This is a genomic window from Pseudomonas poae (assembly GCF_001439785.1).
GTDB lineage: Bacteria > Pseudomonadota > Gammaproteobacteria > Pseudomonadales > Pseudomonadaceae > Aquipseudomonas > Aquipseudomonas poae.
Window position 1 is genome coordinate 1 of the sequence record NZ_JYLI01000031.1, and the last position, 17,390, is coordinate 17,390.

20 protein-coding genes are annotated in these 17,390 nt (G+C 60.0%); 9 read left to right on the forward strand and 11 right to left on the reverse strand.

Annotated features, from left to right (window positions below):
* Nucleotides 1–127: 127 nt before the first annotated feature.
* From TU75_RS27165 to TU75_RS28385, 3 genes are read right to left on the reverse strand one after another with little or no spacing between them, the layout of a single operon-like run.
* A complete protein-coding gene (locus tag TU75_RS27165) occupies nt 128–421 on the reverse strand; it encodes a BPSL0761 family protein (protein WP_082630570.1) in 294 nt (97 codons plus the stop codon).
* Nucleotides 418–1,188 (reverse strand): SIR2 family NAD-dependent protein deacylase, encoded by a 771-nt coding sequence (locus TU75_RS25125; protein ID WP_060550473.1) that lies wholly within the window; start codon nt 1,186–1,188, stop codon nt 418–420. The genes TU75_RS27165 and TU75_RS25125 overlap by 4 nt, the downstream gene beginning before the upstream one ends.
* Before the next feature lie 51 nt (nt 1,189–1,239).
* Nucleotides 1,240–1,674, reverse strand: coding sequence for a hypothetical protein (locus tag TU75_RS28385; protein ID WP_082630572.1), 435 nt, complete (start codon nt 1,672–1,674; stop codon nt 1,240–1,242).
* Between the two features lie 295 nt (nt 1,675–1,969).
* Here TU75_RS28385 and TU75_RS25130 point away from each other — a divergent pair, with 295 nt between their 5' ends.
* On the forward strand, nt 1,970–2,425 hold the full coding sequence (locus TU75_RS25130; RefSeq protein WP_060550474.1) for a helix-turn-helix domain-containing protein: 456 nt from the start codon (nt 1,970–1,972) through the stop codon (nt 2,423–2,425).
* A 65-nt stretch (nt 2,426–2,490) separates the two neighbouring features.
* On the opposite strand, the gene TU75_RS25135 is transcribed toward TU75_RS25130, so the two are convergent.
* Nucleotides 2,491–2,757 (reverse strand): YebG family protein, encoded by a 267-nt coding sequence (locus tag TU75_RS25135; protein WP_060550475.1) that lies wholly within the window; start codon nt 2,755–2,757, stop codon nt 2,491–2,493.
* 956 nt (nt 2,758–3,713) lie between these two features.
* On the opposite strand from TU75_RS25135, the gene TU75_RS25140 reads away from it, so the two are divergent.
* Nucleotides 3,714–4,202, forward strand: coding sequence for a phosphate-starvation-inducible protein PsiE (locus tag TU75_RS25140; RefSeq protein ID WP_060550476.1), 489 nt, complete (start codon nt 3,714–3,716; stop codon nt 4,200–4,202).
* On the opposite strand, the gene TU75_RS25145 is transcribed toward TU75_RS25140, so the two are convergent.
* Both TU75_RS25145 and TU75_RS25150 read right to left on the reverse strand, forming a co-directional pair.
* The gene (locus TU75_RS25145) at nt 4,199–4,516 is read right to left on the reverse strand and encodes a DUF3509 domain-containing protein (RefSeq protein ID WP_015371291.1); all 318 of its coding nucleotides are present in this window, start codon (nt 4,514–4,516) and stop codon (nt 4,199–4,201) included. The genes TU75_RS25140 and TU75_RS25145 overlap by 4 nt on opposite strands.
* Before the next feature lie 337 nt (nt 4,517–4,853).
* On the reverse strand, nt 4,854–6,230 hold the full coding sequence (locus TU75_RS25150; RefSeq protein ID WP_060550477.1) for an L-serine ammonia-lyase: 1,377 nt from the start codon (nt 6,228–6,230) through the stop codon (nt 4,854–4,856).
* A 137-nt stretch (nt 6,231–6,367) separates the two neighbouring features.
* Between TU75_RS25150 and TU75_RS25155 the strand changes: the two genes are divergently transcribed.
* Together TU75_RS25155 and TU75_RS25160 are read left to right on the forward strand one after the other, a co-directional pair.
* Nucleotides 6,368–7,315 carry a LysR substrate-binding domain-containing protein gene (locus TU75_RS25155; protein WP_003234157.1) on the forward strand — a complete coding sequence of 316 codons (948 nt, stop codon included), beginning with the start codon at nt 6,368–6,370 and terminating at the stop codon, nt 7,313–7,315.
* 213 nt (nt 7,316–7,528) lie between these two features.
* Entirely contained in the window at nt 7,529–7,939 is a 411-nt protein-coding gene (locus tag TU75_RS25160; RefSeq protein WP_003234155.1) for an HPF/RaiA family ribosome-associated protein, read from the forward strand.
* A 67-nt stretch (nt 7,940–8,006) separates the two neighbouring features.
* Here the strand turns inward: TU75_RS25160 and fecA are convergent, their stop codons facing one another.
* The 3 genes from fecA to TU75_RS25175 all read right to left on the reverse strand — a co-directional run bounded on the left by fecA (nt 8,007) and on the right by TU75_RS25175 (nt 11,864).
* On the reverse strand, nt 8,007–10,346 hold the full coding sequence (fecA, locus tag TU75_RS25165) for a TonB-dependent Fe(3+) dicitrate receptor FecA (protein ID WP_060550478.1): 2,340 nt from the start codon (nt 10,344–10,346) through the stop codon (nt 8,007–8,009).
* A gap of 91 nt (nt 10,347–10,437) precedes the next feature.
* Entirely contained in the window at nt 10,438–11,379 is a 942-nt protein-coding gene (locus TU75_RS25170; protein WP_060550479.1) for a FecR domain-containing protein, read from the reverse strand.
* Entirely contained in the window at nt 11,376–11,864 is a 489-nt protein-coding gene (locus TU75_RS25175; protein WP_003234150.1) for a sigma-70 family RNA polymerase sigma factor, read from the reverse strand. Before TU75_RS25175 ends, TU75_RS25170 begins: the two co-directional genes overlap by 4 nt.
* Nucleotides 11,865–12,034: 170 nt before the next feature.
* On the opposite strand from TU75_RS25175, the gene TU75_RS25180 reads away from it, so the two are divergent.
* From TU75_RS25180 to TU75_RS25200, 5 genes are read left to right on the forward strand one after another with little or no spacing between them, the layout of a single operon-like run.
* Nucleotides 12,035–12,337 (forward strand): DUF3649 domain-containing protein, encoded by a 303-nt coding sequence (locus TU75_RS25180; protein ID WP_003234148.1) that lies wholly within the window; start codon nt 12,035–12,037, stop codon nt 12,335–12,337.
* Nucleotides 12,334–13,908: a PepSY-associated TM helix domain-containing protein gene (locus tag TU75_RS25185; protein ID WP_060550480.1), complete on the forward strand. Its 1,575-nt coding sequence runs from the start codon at nt 12,334–12,336 to the stop codon at nt 13,906–13,908. The genes TU75_RS25180 and TU75_RS25185 overlap by 4 nt, the downstream gene beginning before the upstream one ends.
* A gap of 1 nt (nt 13,909) precedes the next feature.
* Nucleotides 13,910–14,236, forward strand: a complete 327-nt coding sequence (locus TU75_RS25190; protein WP_003234142.1) for a DUF3325 domain-containing protein — start codon at nt 13,910–13,912, stop codon at nt 14,234–14,236.
* A 6-nt stretch (nt 14,237–14,242) separates the two neighbouring features.
* Complete coding sequence (locus TU75_RS25195) at nt 14,243–14,821, forward strand: RNA polymerase sigma factor (protein ID WP_060550481.1); 579 nt, start codon at nt 14,243–14,245, stop codon at nt 14,819–14,821.
* On the forward strand, nt 14,818–15,795 hold the full coding sequence (locus TU75_RS25200; protein WP_060550482.1) for a FecR family protein: 978 nt from the start codon (nt 14,818–14,820) through the stop codon (nt 15,793–15,795). The genes TU75_RS25195 and TU75_RS25200 overlap by 4 nt, the downstream gene beginning before the upstream one ends.
* Here TU75_RS25200 and TU75_RS25205 read toward each other — a convergent pair whose 3' ends face one another.
* Both TU75_RS25205 and yejK read right to left on the reverse strand, forming a co-directional pair.
* A complete protein-coding gene (locus TU75_RS25205) occupies nt 15,796–16,146 on the reverse strand; it encodes a glutaredoxin family protein (protein WP_060550483.1) in 351 nt (116 codons plus the stop codon).
* Entirely contained in the window at nt 16,146–17,150 is a 1,005-nt protein-coding gene (yejK, locus tag TU75_RS25210; protein ID WP_060550484.1) for a nucleoid-associated protein YejK, read from the reverse strand. Before yejK ends, TU75_RS25205 begins: the two co-directional genes overlap by 1 nt.
* Nucleotides 17,151–17,390 lie beyond the last annotated feature (240 nt).

Here is a 17,390-nt window from a genome sequence, read left to right on the forward strand (position 1 = left end):
AGCACGAGGTCGGCAGCCTCGCGTTTGAATTCAGGAGTAAAGGAGCGGCGTTGTTTGGTCATCTGACACCTCGATCTGGCGAGCATTCTCGCCTAAATGGGTGTCCGGTTTCATTAGACCACTACAGTCACGACGCAGGAGTATCTTGGACCGTTGAATCACAAAAAAAAGGATCGAGAAGAGGCCAGGTCGCAAGCGCTGGATGCAGGGCTTTAAGACTGCAGGCAAGCTTCGAGACTTCATCCTGCCTGACGGCTTCGCATCGTCCAGCCAGTCTTACAGCTTCTGGAGTAGGGTAGTGGCGAAGCAACTTCCTGGCTTGCTCACGGACGTTGTCGGGCAAAGATTTATCTTGAGAAATTCTCACTAAGAAACCGTTCGTTTCAATCACGCTGCGTGTCCGTTCGGAGACAGTGGTCACAGTGCTTGCTCCTTGGTCGTTATCAGGCTCCATAGCTTGGTGAGGACCTCGGTCGCTTTCCCCGTGAGCATTAGCTCATTCTGTCCGCCGTGGCTGACATACTCCGTGTTGACGTGTATCACGATCGCGCCAGACGAGAGGGCAAGCCTAGGAATGTCAGCAGCTGGGGTAACAATCCCGGATGTACCCACGGAAATTAGAACGTCGCAGCTCTTAACCAAGGCGATTGCCGACTTCCAAACGTCTGAAGGCAAGTCCTCGCCGTACCAAACTATGCCAGGGCGTAATTTCCCGTTACACCTGACACACCGTGGCGGTTCGACCTCGCTATCGATAAAGGAAGTCATCTGAGGTAGAGGTATTTCTACCGGTCGATGGCACGCAAAGCATTTTGGCGTAGAAAGGCTCCCGTGGAGATGCAGCACATTCGTTGATCCTGCTCGCTCATGCAAGTCATCAATGTTTTGAGTGATCACAGAAACGTTATGCGCCATTTTAGCTAGTCGGCTCACCGCGAGATGTGCTGCATTGGGATCTGCTTTCGCGACCTGTTGGCGCCGCCATAGGTACCATCCCCATATCAACTGAGGATTTTCACGAAAGGCTTTGGCCGTTTCCAAATTACGCGGATCGTATGGAGCCCAAGTGCCAGTCAGGGGATCGGCGTATGTAGGGATGCCACTTTCAGCAGAGATTCCCGCTCCTGTAAAGACGACAATCTTAGGAGCGTTCAGCAGAGCCTTCGCGGCGTATCCGAAATCAGGCACAGGATGTGTCCTCAATACTGCGTCGGTAAGGTCAGGCGAATTTGATTTTCTTCACTGACTATTGGGTCTAAGAATTGGTGCTGGCTTCAGGTATAGGGGAGCGTACATCTGGTGAACTGTGGACTTATGCTCTGGCTCTGACGTTGTGGGACAGTGATTTTCTAGCCTCGTTTTCGAGAACCAGACCCGTGATGTTTTTTTCTTGCGAAGGTCTAGCTCTCCCATTTTGTAGACCCCCTGCGAGGTGCGATATACCACTGCGCTTTCCTCAGTTGCGACACCTTGGAAGCAAGTGATTCGGTCTAGATCTTCTAGGCTCCATTTCCCTGAGCGGGTGATAGCTGGTGGACACAGCATCTGGACGTGACTGATCTCGACGTTGGAGGCGGCAGTCATGTAATACTGAAGCTCATACGCGCAACTAACCATCGCAGCGCGATCACACATCCCGGTCTGGGTAGAGGTGATAGTCAAGAGAAAAACCATGCCCTCAAACTCACAGTGTGTCCTCGTGAAAACGGTCCGTTCTGCAGGGTCAAGTACGTATATCAATTGCTAACCCTTCCCAATTCCGTCGGCGCCGTTTGTCTACCCATAGTGGAAAACAATGGGTATCGGCAGGATGTTTTCTCGATCGCGACGCAAGTTTGCGGGACTGTGGTAACTATGCTGGCGCGATGAGATTTGCAAGTGAGCGCATCATTATAGGATTTTATACCCCCACGATGTAAGGCGTCAAAGCGTGGCTTTATTCTCTCTTTTGTGAGTGTGCGGAAGAGAGATGGATTATTTGGAAGCTTTAGGGCAGGTCCTAAGGGAGGTTCGAGTCGCGGTAGGGCTCAATCGGGAAGGGTGTGCGCAGGTGCTGAATCGAGACAACCTTGCCAAAGTAGAGCAAGGGCGTCAGGCGATTTCTCTACTAAAATTGAATTCGTTATGCCAGTGCCTAGGCATCTCGCAAAGCCTAGTGCTTACTGCAGTGGAGGCTCGACTGGCTGATATTGATTTGAAGGCTTATCGATGTCGGCAGGAGGATGATTTCAACCGTATGGTCAATGATGGTGTGCTAAGCCGCAGCATCAACCACGATGCGATCCGCGGCGCCCGCGGGAAACGGGCTGATGAAAATCGTTCAGCCATCCAGGCGCTGCAGGCTGAGGGGTTAGCGAAGATGGAAGTGGTCCGTCGGTTGGGTCTCAGTCGCGCGACCATCGACCGTCATTGGCTCAAATCATAGTAGCCATCCGAGCGGCGTGAGGTCAGAAATATGAAGCAATCGAGAAGCTCTCAATAAATACCGATTCAGGTAGCCTCACTGTTTAACTGAGTCAGTTCTGCCAAAACCGCTAAGTTGTTTTTAAACGCCGAAGCAAAAACCGATCGATTTTTTGCCATGAAGATACTGGCATCTTCGGCCTGTTTTTCCGTTAAGCCGGCTACGTTTTTGAGCAAAACATCAGTCAATGACTCTGCCAGTTCGAGCATTTGGTCATGTGCGTCAGCTAACTTGCGGTCCACGAATGTAGTCTCCACGTCGCGGGTACTGCGATACAGGGTTTCAACAGCCATTTTTTGGCCTCGTCATCAGGTGCGTTATTAAGGGAAAGCTTCCCCGTTTCGGCTCACAAAATAATCTTGCAACGTAACCAGCCGGTCAAGCCACTGGATGCGTCACCCTTTTCCTACCAAGTTTCCTTCGCCTTTCGTATCTTGATCGCGGCGGAGGTCTTATCTAGGCACGTAAGGAATTTAAAATCTGTACATCCAGAGCTCTTGCGCAGTAGGCGTTCACTGATTTCAACCTTGCCAGATTCTCGGTCTAGAGACGTTGAGAGAGTCTGAGGCTACTGAGGTACTAAGTATCTAGGCAGTTGGTCGGTCCGCAAAATCAAGAACAAACGCTCCAGATCTCGGCTGCTGCGGTATACCACTTCGACGGCCATTCACCACCTCACATGCCTTCACGATAGATGTCTTTTGCGACTACTGTATTTATATACAGCGAAAAGCATAAGCCAAACGCAGCGGTTTGGATAGCAGGTTTTTAATGTAGTGGGGAAATGCGGTTTTGCTACTACGGGTATTGGAGCAAGTCGCGCCAGCCTGATGCCTCTTACAGACTGTTCGCACGCTAGTGGGGCGGCCAAAAAAAAGGTCGCACAAGCCTGGATTTTTTCTGTTACTCACTTCATCGCTTGGAGCACCACAGTAAAAGGGCCAGCGGCTAGACTCCATCCTCATCGACAATGGAGCCTTCAATGGACACTTCCTTTTCCTCTGGTACCCACGCAGACAACGAAGAGCAGGCCGATGGCTAGGATCCTTTCGGTTTACACGCCCGCCAACGGTATCCATGAGCGACTGCTTCTCGGATGAGCGTAATATTCACTTTTCCAATTCCCAGACGTGCCCCGTCGCACCCCGCCGCCCTCTCACTTCCCAGCACTGGCCTTTTTTCTGCATTCAGAATAACCGTCATGTCCATCCCGCATTATCCGGTCGAGTCGACCTAAGGAAGCACCATCGTGAAAATCAACTGGGCCGAAAGGCTGCGCCGGCAGGTACACGGGCTGGCCGAGTCCCTGGGCAATCTGTTTGTCGAAACCTTCCACTATCTGGCGCTGTTCGCCATTGGTGCGGTGACCGCGTGGGCAGCGGTGATGGAGTTTCTGGGGATGCTGGAGAACGGGCACATCAAGATCGATGACATCTTGCTGTTGTTCATCTACCTGGAGCTGGGCGCGATGGTCGGGATTTATTTCAAGACCAACCACATGCCGGTGCGCTTTCTGATCTACGTGGCGATCACCGCGCTGACGCGTCTGTTGATCTCGAACGTGTCCCATCACAACCCGCCGGACCTGGGCATCATCTACCTGTGTGGCGGCATTCTGTTGTTGGCGTTCGCGATTCTGGTGGTGCGCTATGCCTCGTCGGCTTTCCCGTCTGTGAAAATCGAAGGCCCGCGTCGCAAAGGCGAGGCGAGCCTGGAAACCGAGAAGGGCGAACTCTAGAGCCCGGCGCTGAAGGGCTGGTTACGAGGGGGCGGTGGCTGCAGCATTTTGTGGCTGTCGCCATCGGTCATCACCGTCAGGATATCCATGGCGCTGTGGCCCTGCTCGATGGCGATGCCGAACTGGATGCTCTGCACCAGGCGTTTGAGCCTTTGCGGATCGTTGCGCTGTTCGGCGCTGATCATGCGCTTGGCCACCACGCCTTCTTCATTGGAGAGGGTGAGCATGATGCTGCCGTCCAGCCGTTGGATGCTCAGGTTGACGCGGTATTGGGGGCTGAAGGTGTCGGTGATGATCTGAAAAGGATTGTCCATGGTGCGTTACCGCCTGATAAGAACATGCAGTCATTGACGACCGGTGTCGGGATTGGTTCGCATTGCCTGACCACCGGTCACTCCGTCGCTGAGGGTTCACAAGGTCCGTTTTCCTCAATAGCTGTACAGCAAAGGGCGTGCCGTACAACGGTCTCTGTTACAAGCAGATGCAACTGTGGGAGGGGGCTTGCTCCCGATAGCGGTTTATCAGCCAATGGATACTTGGCTGACACGCCGCTATCGGGAGCAAGCCCCTTCCCACATGGATTCGGTGATGGGGTGGAGAGGGGTGACCTGTTTCAGGGCAGCGCCGATAAAACGGTCGCTTGCAGCGCACTCAGCACTCCACCCAGTTGACCGCCAGGCCGCCGCGTGAGGTTTCCTTGTATTTGTCGTGCATGTCGGCACCGGTGTCGCGCATGGTGCGGATCACCCGGTCCAGTGAGATGAAGTGCTTGCCATCACCACGCAAGGCCATTTGCGTGGCGTTGATGGCCTTGACCGCCGCGATGGCATTGCGCTCGATGCACGGCACTTGCACCAGGCCGCCGACCGGGTCGCAGGTGAGGCCGAGGTTGTGTTCCAGGCCGATTTCGGCGGCGTTTTCCAACTGCTCGGGCGTGGCGCCGAGGATGTCGGCCAGGCCTGCGGCGGCCATGGCGCAGGCCGAACCGACTTCGCCCTGGCAGCCGACTTCGGCACCGGAAATCGAGGCGTTTTTCTTGCACAGGATGCCGACGGCGGCAGCAGCCAGGAAGAAATTCACCACATCATCGTCAGACGCATCGGGATTGAACTTCATGTAGTAATGCAGCACCGCGGGGATGATGCCCGCCGCGCCATTGGTCGGCGCGGTGACCATGCGCCCGCCGGCGGCGTTTTCTTCGTTGACGGCGAGGGCGAACAGGTTGACCCATTCCATGGCCGATAACGTCGAGGTAATGACGTTGGGCTTGCCGATCTCCAGCAGGCTGCGATGCAGTTTTGCCGCGCGACGCGGCACGTCCAGGCCGCCGGGCAGAATGCCCTCATCGCGCAGGCCCTGCTCCACGCACTCGCGCATCACCGACCAGATATGCAGCAGGCCGCTGCGGATCTGCTCGTCACTGCGCCAGGCGCGCTCGTTGGCCATCATCAATTCGGAAACCCGCAGGCCGTGTTTGTTGCACAAGGTGAGCAGTTCAACGGCGCTGGAAAAGTCGTAGGGCAATTCAACATTGCTGGTCGGTGCAATGCCCGAGTCTGCTTCAACCGCGTCGATGATGAAGCCGCCGCCGACTGAGTAGTAGGTTTGTTCGCTCAACAACCCGTTGTCACCGTAGGCGTGCAGGGACATGGCGTTGGGGTGGTAGGGCAGGCTTTCGTCCAGCAGCAGGAGGTCGGTGTGCCAGTCGAAGGCGATTTCCTGCCGGCCTGCCAGCAACAGCCGGCCGGACTCGCGCAATTGCTGGATACGCGGGCTGATCGAGGTGGGATCGATCTGATCCGGCCATTCGCCCATCAGGCCCATGACACAGGCGCGGTCGGTGGCATGACCCACACCCGTCGCGGACAGCGAGCCGTATAAGCGCACTTCGACGCGGCGTGTTGCAGCCAGCACTTGCTGGTCGATCAGCGTCTGGGCAAAGGTCGCCGCCGCTCGCATCGGGCCGACGGTATGGGAGCTGGACGGGCCGATGCCCACCTTGAATAGATCAAAAACACTGATAGCCATGCTAAACCCTTACAAGCAATGGAACAGAAATCGCTGCCATCTTTTGTGGGACGAGCGCAATTGGCGTGATACTGAGCCTGTGGATTGGTGCTGACCAACGAATTATCCTAAGACACCCTTTAGCAGGACTAAACCCTATGCCGCGTCCCCTTCATGGCCAGACCTACATGTGGCTGCACGTGTTTTCCTGCGCAGCGAGGCACCTGTCGTTTACCCGCTGCGCTGAGGAATTGCACATCACGCCGGGGGCGGTCAGTCAGCAAATCCGCCAATTGGAGGAGCGCCTGGGCTTTCGTCTGTTTCATCGCCGGGCCCGTGGTGTTGAGCTCAGCGCCGAGGGGCAGCGGCTGGCGGTCACGGTGGGGGAGGCGTACGGCAGCATCGACGCCGAACTGCAGCGGCTGGATGCGGGCATGATCAGCGGCACCCTGCGGCTGCGCTCGATCCCGTCGTTTCTGGGCAAATGGCTAACGCCACGCCTGCCAAGGCTGCAACAGCGTTTTCCGGACATCCAGCTGCGCCTGGTCGCCGAAGACAGCAGCGTCGCCCTGCACGAAGGTGATTTCGACCTGGCCATCGACCTGAATGACGGCAGCTACCCTGGCCTGTTATCCACAGCCCTGCTGGATGAGCAGATTTTTCCGGTGTGCGCCCCCAGCCTGTTGCGTGGCCGCCCACCGCTGCACGGACCGGCGGACCTGGCGCACTTTCCGTTGTTGCACGACATTACCGCCTGGCGTGGGAGTTATGAGTACGCGGAGTGGGAGTTCTACCTGAATGAAATCGGCTATCACCACGCCGATGTACGCCGGGGACACACCTTCAATCGCAACCACCTGACCATCGAGGCCGCCATCGCCGGCATGGGTGTGGCCATCGCGCGGCGCACCTTGCTCAACGATGAGCTGGAACGCGGCACCTTGATCGTGCCATTCGGCTTGGCCGTGCCCAACCATAAACGCTACGTGCTGCTGTACGCGCCGGGGGCGCTGAATCATCCGGGCGTGCGGGCGGTGCATGACTGGCTGGTGGAAGAGGCGGGGATTTTTCGCGCATTGCACCCGTCGGGCGAGGGGCAATCATGAGGAAATGTGGTCGTAAGAAGATGTAACTAACTCCCCACCCTAACAGCGTTTCTGCTTGTCGTCAGGGTAAATTTGTAATGTAGGATTTATCTTTGTTAAGGGGTTGAATTGTTTCGGCGGGTGCTCAATTGTGTAAGCAGGAGGTCATGGTTTCACCACCCCGGTGTTGCAGTTTGTGATCTCTGGCGAGCTAGCTGAAATAAGGGAAGAACTATGCAAATCCAAGTCAATAGCGATAACCATATTGAAAGCAGCATCCGACTGGAGGAGTGGGTACGTACTACCATCGAAAGCACGCTCGAACGTTATGAAGAAGACCTGACCCGCGTTGAGGTTTACCTGCGCGATGAGAACGGCGACAAGCCGGGTCCCCACGATTTAAGTTGCCGCCTGGAAGCACGGCCAAAAGGCCATCAGCCGCTGTCGGTCCTGCACAAGGCCGATACCCTGGAACAGGCAATCGACGGTGCAGCCACCAAGCTCGATCACGCGCTGGAGCACTTGTTCGGCAAACTGCAAGGCAAGCCCCGCGCTGCCACGAAAAACCAGCCGATCAATAAAGTGAATGAAGACGCGCTGGAACAGGAATTCCTGGAAAACGAAAACGCCGCGATCAATAGCTGACGGTTTTTTCACCCCCCCCTGGTAAAACGGGCCTGCAGATGCAGGCCCGTTTTCGTTCAAGTGTCGATCAGAACGCAATAGAGGTCTGCACGTACACCGTGCGTGGCTCGCCGACGTATTTGCCTTTGTTGTTATCGTCAAAGGAGCGGGTGTAGTACTGCTTGTTGAAGAGGTTCTTCACGCCCACCGCGACGTTCAAATCCGACAGTTGCGGGCCGAAATCGTAGGCCGCGCGGCTGCTGAACAGCATGTAGCCGGGGATGCGCCCGTTGGCACCGTCGGCGCTTTCGGCGCGGGTATTGGCGTTGTCGGCGAACTGGCTGCTCTGGTAGCTGCTGTCCAGATTAAGTTTCCAGTGGCCTTCGGTGTAGCCCACGCCCAGGGTGCCTTTGTGTTTGGACGAGAAGGGCACGCGGTTGCCCTTGTTCGGGCCGTCTTCACGAATGATGGCGTCGACGTAGGCGTAGCTGGCGTACACATCAAACCCAGCCAGCGCCGGGCTCAGGCCATCGAGGGCGTAGTTGACGCTCGACTCGATGCCCTGATGACGCGTCTCGCCGCGCGCGATCACCGAGTCGTTGGTCTGGTTGCTTTCGTACTGATTGTCGAAGTTGATCAGGAATGCGCCGATTTCCGCGCGCAGGTTACCGTTGTCATAGCGCGTACCCAGCTCCCAGGTGCGGGCCTTCTCCGGTTTCACTTCGCCGCTGCTCACGCGGTTGGGCATCTGGCTGTATTGCACGCTGCCGAACGAACCTTCGGTGTTGGCGTAGAGGTTCCACTCATCGGTGAGGTGATAGAGCACGTTCAGCGCCGGCAGCGCTGTGTTGTAGTCGCCCTTGTACTTGACGTTGCTGAGGTTGTTGGTCTGCTGCGACTCGATCATCTCGTAGCGAATGCCGGGGGTGATGGTCCATTTGCCGATATCGATGCGGTCATCGATAAAGAACGCATTGGCTTCGGTGCCGCCACGGGTGTCGCGGTCGTTGCGACTGTTGGTGGTGGGTATCTGCTGGTTATTGGCCGAGATCGGTGTGCGGTAGCGCAGTTCGTGACCGGCTTCGTTGATATAGCGGTAGCCCACGCCCACTTCATGGCTGGTGGGGCCGAGGTCGAAGCCCTGGGCGAAGCGGGTCTCGATGCCGCGTACCCAGTATTCGCGTGGCGACAGCGAAAGGAAGCTACCCTGGTCCAGGTAACCGCTGCGCAGGGTCTTGGTGAAGAAACTGTTGACCGTGAATTCGCGGCGGTCCTGCTCGTAGCGGTAGCCGACGTTGAACATCGTGCGGCGGCCCCAGAATTTGTCGTAGGCGCGGGTGGATTGGTACGGATCGGCCTTGTAGTCGGCCACGTTCAAACCGCCGGGCATGTCGGCCTGGCCTTCGTAGTACTGCGCCATGGCGTTGAAGCTGTTGGCGTCGTCCAGTTGGTATTTGCCCTTGAGGATCAAGTCGTCGATGCGCGTGTCGCTGTTTTCGCGCCAGTCGCCGCCACGGGTGCCGGAGTACAGCAGGGCGCCGCCCAGGCCGTTGTCAGCGGTGCCGCCGGCGAGCAGGTTGCCGGTGGTCTTGAAGCCGTCGTGGCTGGAAGATGGGCTGGTTTCGGTCTGCAGGCCGCCCTTGACGGTGGGCGCATCGGGAATTGCGCGGGTCACGAAGTTGACCACGCCGCCCACGTTCTGCGGCCCGTAACGCACCGCACCGCCGCCGCGCACCACGTCGACAGCGTCCATGTTGCCCATGCTGATGGGCGCGAACGACAGCTGCGGCTGGCCATAGGGTGCGAACGGCACCGGAATGCCGTCCATCAGCACGGTGGAGCGCGACGCCAGGCGCGGATTGAGGCCGCGAATGCCGAAGTTCAGCGCCATGTCATGGCTGCCGGTGCCGTTGTTGTCCGGGGCGTTGACGCCGGGGATGCGGTTGAGCACGTCCTTGGCCTGGGTGGCGCCCTGGCGTTCGAATTCCTCGCGGCGGATCACATCGCGGGCGCCGGGGTGTTCGAATACGTTGGTCTGCGCGGCATCGCCGAGCCAGTCGCCGACCACGCTGGACGTGGCCAGCTCCAGCGTGGCCGGCGCTTGTGCCGGTTGCAGACTGAAGGCGTTGTTGCCTTCCGCGCGGGCTTGCAGGCCGGTGCCTTCCAGCAGTTTGCGCAGGCCTTCGGCGGCGCTGTAATTGCCCGTCAAACCACGGCTCTGCATGCCGGCCGTCACCTCGGAACCGAAGGAAATCAGCACGCCGGCTTCACGGCCAAATTGGTTCAGCGCTGTTTCCAGCGAGCTTGGGGCAATGTGAAAGGGCTTGGCGTCGGCCGCCATCAGCGGTGGCAGCAGGGTGAAACTGAGACTGGCGCCCAGTAACAAGTGGCGCAGGGTGCGGGCGAGCAGGGTGGGTTGCTGGGGCATGGGACGCGGTCCTGAGAAGGCGGATCAAGGGGGCTTTCCTTCTCTGTCACGCGAGGTATGGAAAACGGCTCACTCGGTAAGAAAATAGTGTTCAGGCGCGCGCCTGCACGGTGACCCAATAGCGGGTGAACCGCCGAATTTTCACTGGCAGGCTGACTTCCAGCAGGTCGAGAATGCGCTCGCTGTCGTCCAGCGGGTAACTGCCGGAGATCAGCAAATTGGCCACCTGCGGGTCGCAATTGAGCTGGCCGCGTCGATAGCGGCTCAACTCACCGAGGAAATCCTCCAGGCGCATGTGCGCGGCCATCAGCATGCCGTCGGCCCAGGCACCGCTGTTGGCGTCGGTGGGCCGTGACGTGTCCCAACCCTTGCGGGTGAAATTGACCTGACGCGTAGCGTCCACCGTCAATGGCAGGCCGCTGTAGCGGTTGGGCATCACCTCGGCATGGCCGTCGAAGACCGCCAATTGCGTATGGTCATTGAACTGGCGCACATTCAGGCGGGCTGCCTGGCTGCTCAACAGGCCCTGGCCGGTCAGTACGCGCAGCGGTGTGTCGCCGGCGCGGGCGGTCAGCAGGATTTCCCCTTCAAGCAGGCGTATCAGGCGCTGCCGGCCATCGAAATGCACATCCACCGCACTGCCGGTGTTGAGTTTGAGCTGACTGCCGTCCGCCAGCTGCACCGTGCGGCGCTGACCCACGGGGCTTCGGTAATCGGCGCTCAGCGGCGGCAACACATGTTGCTGGCGCAGGCCCCAGGCCGCAGCCGAGCCGGCGCCGAGGATCAACAGTAACTTGAGTGCCTGGCGTCGGCTGCTGGAGGCGGGCGCATTCAACGCGGCATGGGCCAGGGGCGAAGGCATGCCGCGCAGACGCTGGTTGACGCGCTGGATGTGGTCCCAGGCGCGCTGGTGTTCGCTGTGGGCATTCAGCCACTGTTGCCAGGCGGCCTGCTGACGCGGGTTGAGCGCGCCTTGCTGCATTTCCATCAGCCAGTGCACGGCTTGTTCGGCCACCTGGGTCGAGAAATTCATAGGGCGAAGTAGCAGCGCATGGCCGCCTTGTTCAGGTGGCGCTTGACGGTGGCGAGGGAGATGCCCAGTTCGGCACCGATCTGCGCGTAGGTCAGGCCATCGAGCTGGGCCAGCAGGAACGCCCGTTTCACGGCGGTGGGCAGGCCGTCCAGCAACTGGTCAAGTTCCAGCAGGGTTTGCAGGATGATCGCGCGTTCTTCTTCCGATGGCGCGACCTGTTCCGGCATCTGCGCGAGGGCGTCGAGATAGGCGCGCTCCAGGTCCTGGCGGCGGTAGAAGTTGAACAGTACGCGCTTGGCGACGGTAGTGAGGAACGCGCGAGGCTCGATCAGTGCGGGTGTTGGCGGCGCGGTGAGCACGCGCATGAAGGTGTCCTGCGCCAGGTCTGCGGCACTTTCCGCGCAGCCGAGCTTGCGTCGCAACCAGCCGTTGAGCCAGTGGTGATGGTCCTGATACAAGACTTCGACGGTGGTGGACGGGCTCAACGCAAACACTCCGCAAGCATGAGCAAGCTTTAGAGAACAAGAATTGTTCGCATTGTAGGGTGCGCAAGCGGGTTCGGCAATGCGGCAGGGCAGGTGATTCATCCGTTCGGTTTTGCTTATGAGAATATTTATCATTAATATCGCCAGCTGAATAATCTGGCGCCGCCGCAATGAAAAGCAAAACCACACTGCCCGTGTCCTACCGCCTCGCCGTCACCTCGCGCGCGCTGGCGGCTGTTTTCGGCGGTTACCTGATCGCGTCCCTGGCCGCGGTGTGCATGGCGCTGTGGCTGCCCACCTCTCGCGCAGATGCGGTGGTGACCGGCATGATGAGCTCATTCGTGTTCTACCTGCTCGCGGTGCTCTGGTGCTTCGCCTGCCGCACCGCCTGGCGGGCCTGGTTTGGCGTGATGCTGCCGACTGCCGCGTTTGCCACCCTGGCGGGCGTGGGTTTGTGGATGGCGCGCACATGAAAGAGGGCTTTCGTCAGGCCATGGCCTGGTTGCACACCTGGGTCGGACTGATCTTTGGCTGGCTGCTGTTTGCGATTTTTCTGACCGGTACCCTGGCCTATTTCAAGGACGAGATCACCCACTGGATGCAGCCCGAAGTGCAGGCGCATCCGCTGGACGACGCGCGCAGCCTCGCCGTTGCCCAAGCCTATCTGCAGCAGCACGCGCCCGACGCCGCGCGCTGGTTCATCACGTTGCCCAACAGCCGCGATCCCGGCCTGTCGGTGATGTGGCAAGACAAGCTCGACCCCGGCAAGCGCGGTAATTTTGTCCAGAAAGTCGTTGACCCGGTCAGCGGCGAAGCCGTGCTGGCCCGTGACAGCAAGGGCGGCGAGTTCTTCTATCGCTTCCATTTCCAGCTGCAAATGCCCCATCCGTGGGGCCGCTGGCTGTCGACGCTTGCGGCCATGGTGATGTTCGTGGCGCTGATCACCGGCATCGTCACCCACAAGAAAATCTTCAAGGACTTCTTCACCTTCCGCCCGCGCAAGGGCCAGCGTTCCTGGCTCGACGGGCACAACGCAGTGGGGGTGCTGGTGCTGCCGTTCCACTTGATGATCACCTACAGCAGCCTGGTGATTTTCATGAGCATGGTCATGCCGGCGCCCATCATGGCGTCCTACGGCGCTGACACCCGCGCTTTCTTCAGCGAGATGTTCCCCGCCACCGACAACGCACCGGCCCTCGGTCAGCCGGCGCCGTTGCAGTCGCTGGTGCCGATGTACACGCAGGCACGTGCGCAATGGGCGGGCGGGCAGGTCGGACGGCTGGCGGTGAACAACCCGGGCGATGTGAACGCGTCGGTGAATATATTCCGCGCGGGCTCCGATCGCGTGGCGCAGGATTTTGGCAGCATGGTCTCGTTCAACGGTGCCACAGGGGAATTGCTGCGAGTGGGTGGCGGGCAATCGTTGCCGGCGCTGATCGGCGGCACGTTCTACGGCCTGCACATGGGCCATTTCGCCACGCCGGTGCTGCGCTGGCTTTACTTCATCTGTGGCCTGGCCGGCACGGCGATGATCGGCACCGGGCTGGTGATGTGGCTGGGCAAGCGCCAGCTCAAACATGCCAGAACCGGCGTCATGCCATATGAATTGCGCCTGGTGGAGACGCTGAACATCGCCAGCATGTCCGGGCTGTTGATCGCCATCGGCGCGTTTTTCTGGGCCAACCGCCTGCTGCCGGCGAGCTTCGCCGAGCGTTCCGACTGGGAGGTGCAGGCGTTCTTTATTGCCTGGGGCTTGAGCCTGTTGCATGCCGCGCTGCGCCGCGGACGCTGGGGCTGGATCGAGCAACTGAGCTGCGCGGCGCTGTTGCTTGGGGCCGTGCCTCTGTTGAATGCCATCACCACCGAACAACACTTGGGCGTGTCACTGGCCAGGGGCGACTGGGCCATGGCCGGTTTCGACCTCACCTGCCTGGGCAGCGGGGTCTTCCTGGCCTGGGCTGCGTGGAAGATGCGGTGCCGCATGGCGCCGCAGCCCACGGCCGAACGCGCCCTCGGGCTGAACCTTACGCGGGAGGCCCGCTGACATGCTGCTTGCGCTGCTGTTGTGCTATGCCGGATTCACCGCGCTGTGCCTGTCCACCGATCGGCACCACGGCGAGTTGCTACGCAGCAAGCCATCGCCACAGCGCCGCCTCGGCTGGCGTGCGAGCGGCTGGCTGCTGTTGCTCGGCTCGATCTGGCCAGCCGTCGCCGTGGCCGGCTGGAGCCAGGGCCTGGTCGAGTGGTGCGCGGTGCTGATGCTCAGCGCGCTGCTGCTGGTGCTGCTGTTGCCGTACCTGCCAAGGCTGGCCTTGAGCCTGGCGGGTGCCGGGTTGTTGGCCAGCCCCGTTGCGGCGTTTGTGACCCTCTGAGCCGCCATGATGATCAGCACGCCACCAGATTCCGAAGAGCGCCCGCCTACTGATGCGGCGTGCGGGCGTGCGCATTTTCTGCAGGTGTTTTTGTCCCAGCGCTCGCAGATGGAAGCCCTGGTGAGCCGGCGCGTCGGTTGCCGTGCGACAGCGGCCGACCTGGTGCAGGATTTGTTCCTGCGCTTCTGGCGCCGGCCGTTGGTGCAGGTCGAAGAACTCAGCACCTACCTGCTGCGTTGCGCTGGCAATATCGCCATCGACCACCTGCGCAGCGAAGGCGCCCGCTCGCGCAGCAGCGAGGGCTGGCTGCCCAAGCAACAGGACAATCAGGGCTCCGAGCCCCAGGCTGCGCTGGAAGCGGGCAATGACCTGCGCCATGTTGAAGCCGCCCTGCGCAGCCTGCCCGAGCGCACCCGGCAGATCTTCCTGCTCAACCGCATCCACGGGCGCAAGTACGCACAGATCGCCAAGGCCATGGGGCTGTCCCAAAGTGCCGTGGAAAAACATATGATGCGCGCCCTCGAAGCCTGCAAGGCCAGCCTTCGCGAGCCACCGCCTCCACGCACGCCAGGGAAAGCACCGTGAACGCTCAACCCACCCCCGCTCAGCAACAGGCCGCGCTCGTCTGGCTGAGCCTGCTGCACGATCAGCCCGGCAGTAGCGACCAGTTCAGGTTCAGCCACTGGCTGCGGGCCGACCCTGCCCATGCCGAGGCCTACGCCCAGGCTCAGGTTTTGTGGGAATTGAGCGAAGGGCCTGCGCGAACCCTCGCAGATGAAGAGGCGTTTGCGTTGCAGGGCTATTTGAACGCGATGACCACCACGAAGCGCTCGCGAGTGGCGCGCGGGTTCGGCGCCCTGGCGATCGCCGCGTGTCTGCTGGTGATGGTATCGATGGGCGCCGGCTGGCAGCCCTCGCGTTGGGTCGATGACCTGGGCGCCGATTACGTGACCGCGCCAGGGGAGGTGAAGACCTTTACGCTCGCTGACCAATCCAGCGTCGTCCTGGATGCGGACAGCGCGATTGCCGTGGATTTCAGTCACGGTGAACGGCATATCCGGCTGCGTCGCGGTGCCGGCTTTTTCAACGTGAACCACACCGGCGAGCCCTTTGTGGTCGAGGCGGGCAGTGGAGAGGCGCGGGTGCTGGGCACGCAGTTTGAAGTGCGTCTGCAACCGGCGGGGGCCGAGGTGACGGTGTTGTCCGGGCGGGTCGGTGTCACCGCGTCGAAGCAGGGCCCGCAGCAGATCCTGACGGCCGGCCAGCAAGTGGCTTATGCCGATGGCCGGACCGAACCCTTGCACGCGGTCGACAGCGAATCACGCCTGGCCTGGCGCGAGGGTTGGCTTAACTACTACCAGGCGCCATTGGCCGATGTGATCAACGACCTGGGCCGCTATTACCCCGGGCGCATCCTGCTGCTCAACGAGAAGATGGGCGCCAGGCGCGTGAGCGGCAGCTTTCCAAGCAAGGACCCGGCGGCCGTGCTGACGGCTTTGCAGGCCGTGCTGGGGTTTGAGCAACACAGCCTGCTGGGCCGGGTGATCGTGGTGCGCTGATTATTTCAGTGCCGCGATGATCGCGTCAGGGTTGTAATCCCGGATCAATGTCCCGTTCACGTCCACAAACGGAATTCCGCCGCCGCCCAGCGTTTCGTACGCTGCGCGGGCCTTGGCGTCTTTCTCTATATCGAAGGCCTGGTATGGAATGCCTTTCTTGTCCAGGAAGCGGCGGATCTGCTTGCAGTAGCCACACCATTGGGTCGCATAAAGCACCACGCGTGCCGACGTGCGCACCTGCTCAGGCACCACCTGGGACGGGTTGAACACCCGCTCGATCTTGCCCCAGTTCTGGATCACCACCACGACCAGCAACACCAGCAGGACTTTTTTAAAGACCCCGCCGAGCATCAGTTGCGGCGCTTGAGCTGGTCGGTCAGTTGGGTCGGCAGGCCTCTGATGATCAGCGTGCCTGCGGCTTCGTCGTACTCGATCTTGTCGCCCAGCAGGTGCGCTTCAAAGCTGATCGAGAGGCCTTCGGCGCGGCCGGTAAAGCGGCGGAACTGGTTGAGGGTGCGCTTATCGGCCGGAATTTCCGGCGACAGGCCGTAGTCCTTGTTGCGGATGTGGTCGTAGAACGCCTTGGGCCGATCCTCGTCGATCAGGCCCGACAGTTCCTCCAGGCCCATGGGCTCGCCGAGCTTGGCCTGGCTGCTGGCGTAGTCCACCAGGGTTTTGGTCTTTTCGCGGGCGGACTCGTCCGGCAGGTCTTCGCTCTCCACGAAGTCGCTGAACGCCTTGAGCAGCGTGCGGGTTTCGCCGGGGCCGTCGACGCCTTCCTGGCAGCCGATAAAGTCGCGGAAATACTCCGAAACCTTCTTGCCGTTCTTGCCCTTGATAAACGAGATGTACTGCTTGGACTGCTTGTTGTTCTGCCACTCGGACACGTTGATCCGCGCCGCCAAGTGCAACTGGCCAAGGTCCAGATGGCGCGACGGGGTCACGTCCAGCTCGTCGGTCACCGCCACGCCTTCACTGTGGTGCAGCAGGGCGATCGCCAGGTAGTCGGTCATGCCTTGCTGATAATGGGCAAACAGCACGTGGCCGCCGGTAGAGAGGTTGGACTCCTCCATCAGCTTTTGCAGGTGCTCGACCGCTGTGCGGCTGAAGGTGGTGAAGTCCTGGCCACCGTCGAAATACTCTTTCAACCAGCCGCTGAACGGGTGCGCGCCGGACTCGGCATGGAAAAACCCCCAGGCCTTGCCTTGTTTGGCGTTGTAGCTCTCGTTGAGGTCGGCCAGCATGTTCTCGATGGCGGCCGATTCGGACAGCTCCGAGTCGCGCGCATGAAGAACTGCAGGTGTGCCGTCGGGTTTTTTGTCGATCAGGTGGACGATGCAATGACGGATCGGCATAGGCTTCTCGGCTGGTTGAGGGGGAGCGGTGGGCCTCCCCAAAAAGTCGTCCAGTGTACCGCACCCATTGGCCGGGGCGCGCCTGGAAGCTGTTTTGCACGCCCGCTTACAGGCCATATGCCTTTTTTTCACGGTTTAGAGCGATAAAGCTGACCAAATGGGTAGGTAGAGGCGGATATTTCCCCGTCGCTGTGCTAGTTTTGCCCGGTCTTGCGCCAAGTCTCGGCGTTAAGCGTGCAT

Coding starts and splice junctions, on each gene's coding strand:
- TU75_RS25145 (WP_015371291.1), bottom strand. CDS start 4,516: ATGGACAATCCTTTTCAGATCATCACCGACACCTTCAGCCCCCAATAC.
- TU75_RS25190 (WP_003234142.1), top strand. CDS start 13,910: ATGCTGCTTGCGCTGCTGTTGTGCTATGCCGGATTCACCGCGCTGTGC.
- TU75_RS25155 (WP_003234157.1), top strand. CDS start 6,368: ATGCCGCGTCCCCTTCATGGCCAGACCTACATGTGGCTGCACGTGTTT.
- TU75_RS25205 (WP_060550483.1), bottom strand. CDS start 16,146: ATGCTCGGCGGGGTCTTTAAAAAAGTCCTGCTGGTGTTGCTGGTCGTG.
- TU75_RS25150 (WP_060550477.1), bottom strand. CDS start 6,230: ATGGCTATCAGTGTTTTTGATCTATTCAAGGTGGGCATCGGCCCGTCC.
- TU75_RS25185 (WP_060550480.1), top strand. CDS start 12,334: ATGAAAGAGGGCTTTCGTCAGGCCATGGCCTGGTTGCACACCTGGGTC.
- TU75_RS25195 (WP_060550481.1), top strand. CDS start 14,243: ATGATGATCAGCACGCCACCAGATTCCGAAGAGCGCCCGCCTACTGAT.
- TU75_RS25160 (WP_003234155.1), top strand. CDS start 7,529: ATGCAAATCCAAGTCAATAGCGATAACCATATTGAAAGCAGCATCCGA.
- TU75_RS25170 (WP_060550479.1), bottom strand. CDS start 11,379: ATGAATTTCTCGACCCAGGTGGCCGAACAAGCCGTGCACTGGCTGATG.
- TU75_RS25130 (WP_060550474.1), top strand. CDS start 1,970: ATGGATTATTTGGAAGCTTTAGGGCAGGTCCTAAGGGAGGTTCGAGTC.
- TU75_RS25135 (WP_060550475.1), bottom strand. CDS start 2,757: ATGGCTGTTGAAACCCTGTATCGCAGTACCCGCGACGTGGAGACTACA.
- TU75_RS28385 (WP_082630572.1), bottom strand. CDS start 1,674: ATGGTTTTTCTCTTGACTATCACCTCTACCCAGACCGGGATGTGTGAT.
- yejK (WP_060550484.1), bottom strand. CDS start 17,150: ATGCCGATCCGTCATTGCATCGTCCACCTGATCGACAAAAAACCCGAC.
- fecA (WP_060550478.1), bottom strand. CDS start 10,346: ATGCCCCAGCAACCCACCCTGCTCGCCCGCACCCTGCGCCACTTGTTA.
- TU75_RS25180 (WP_003234148.1), top strand. CDS start 12,035: ATGAAAAGCAAAACCACACTGCCCGTGTCCTACCGCCTCGCCGTCACC.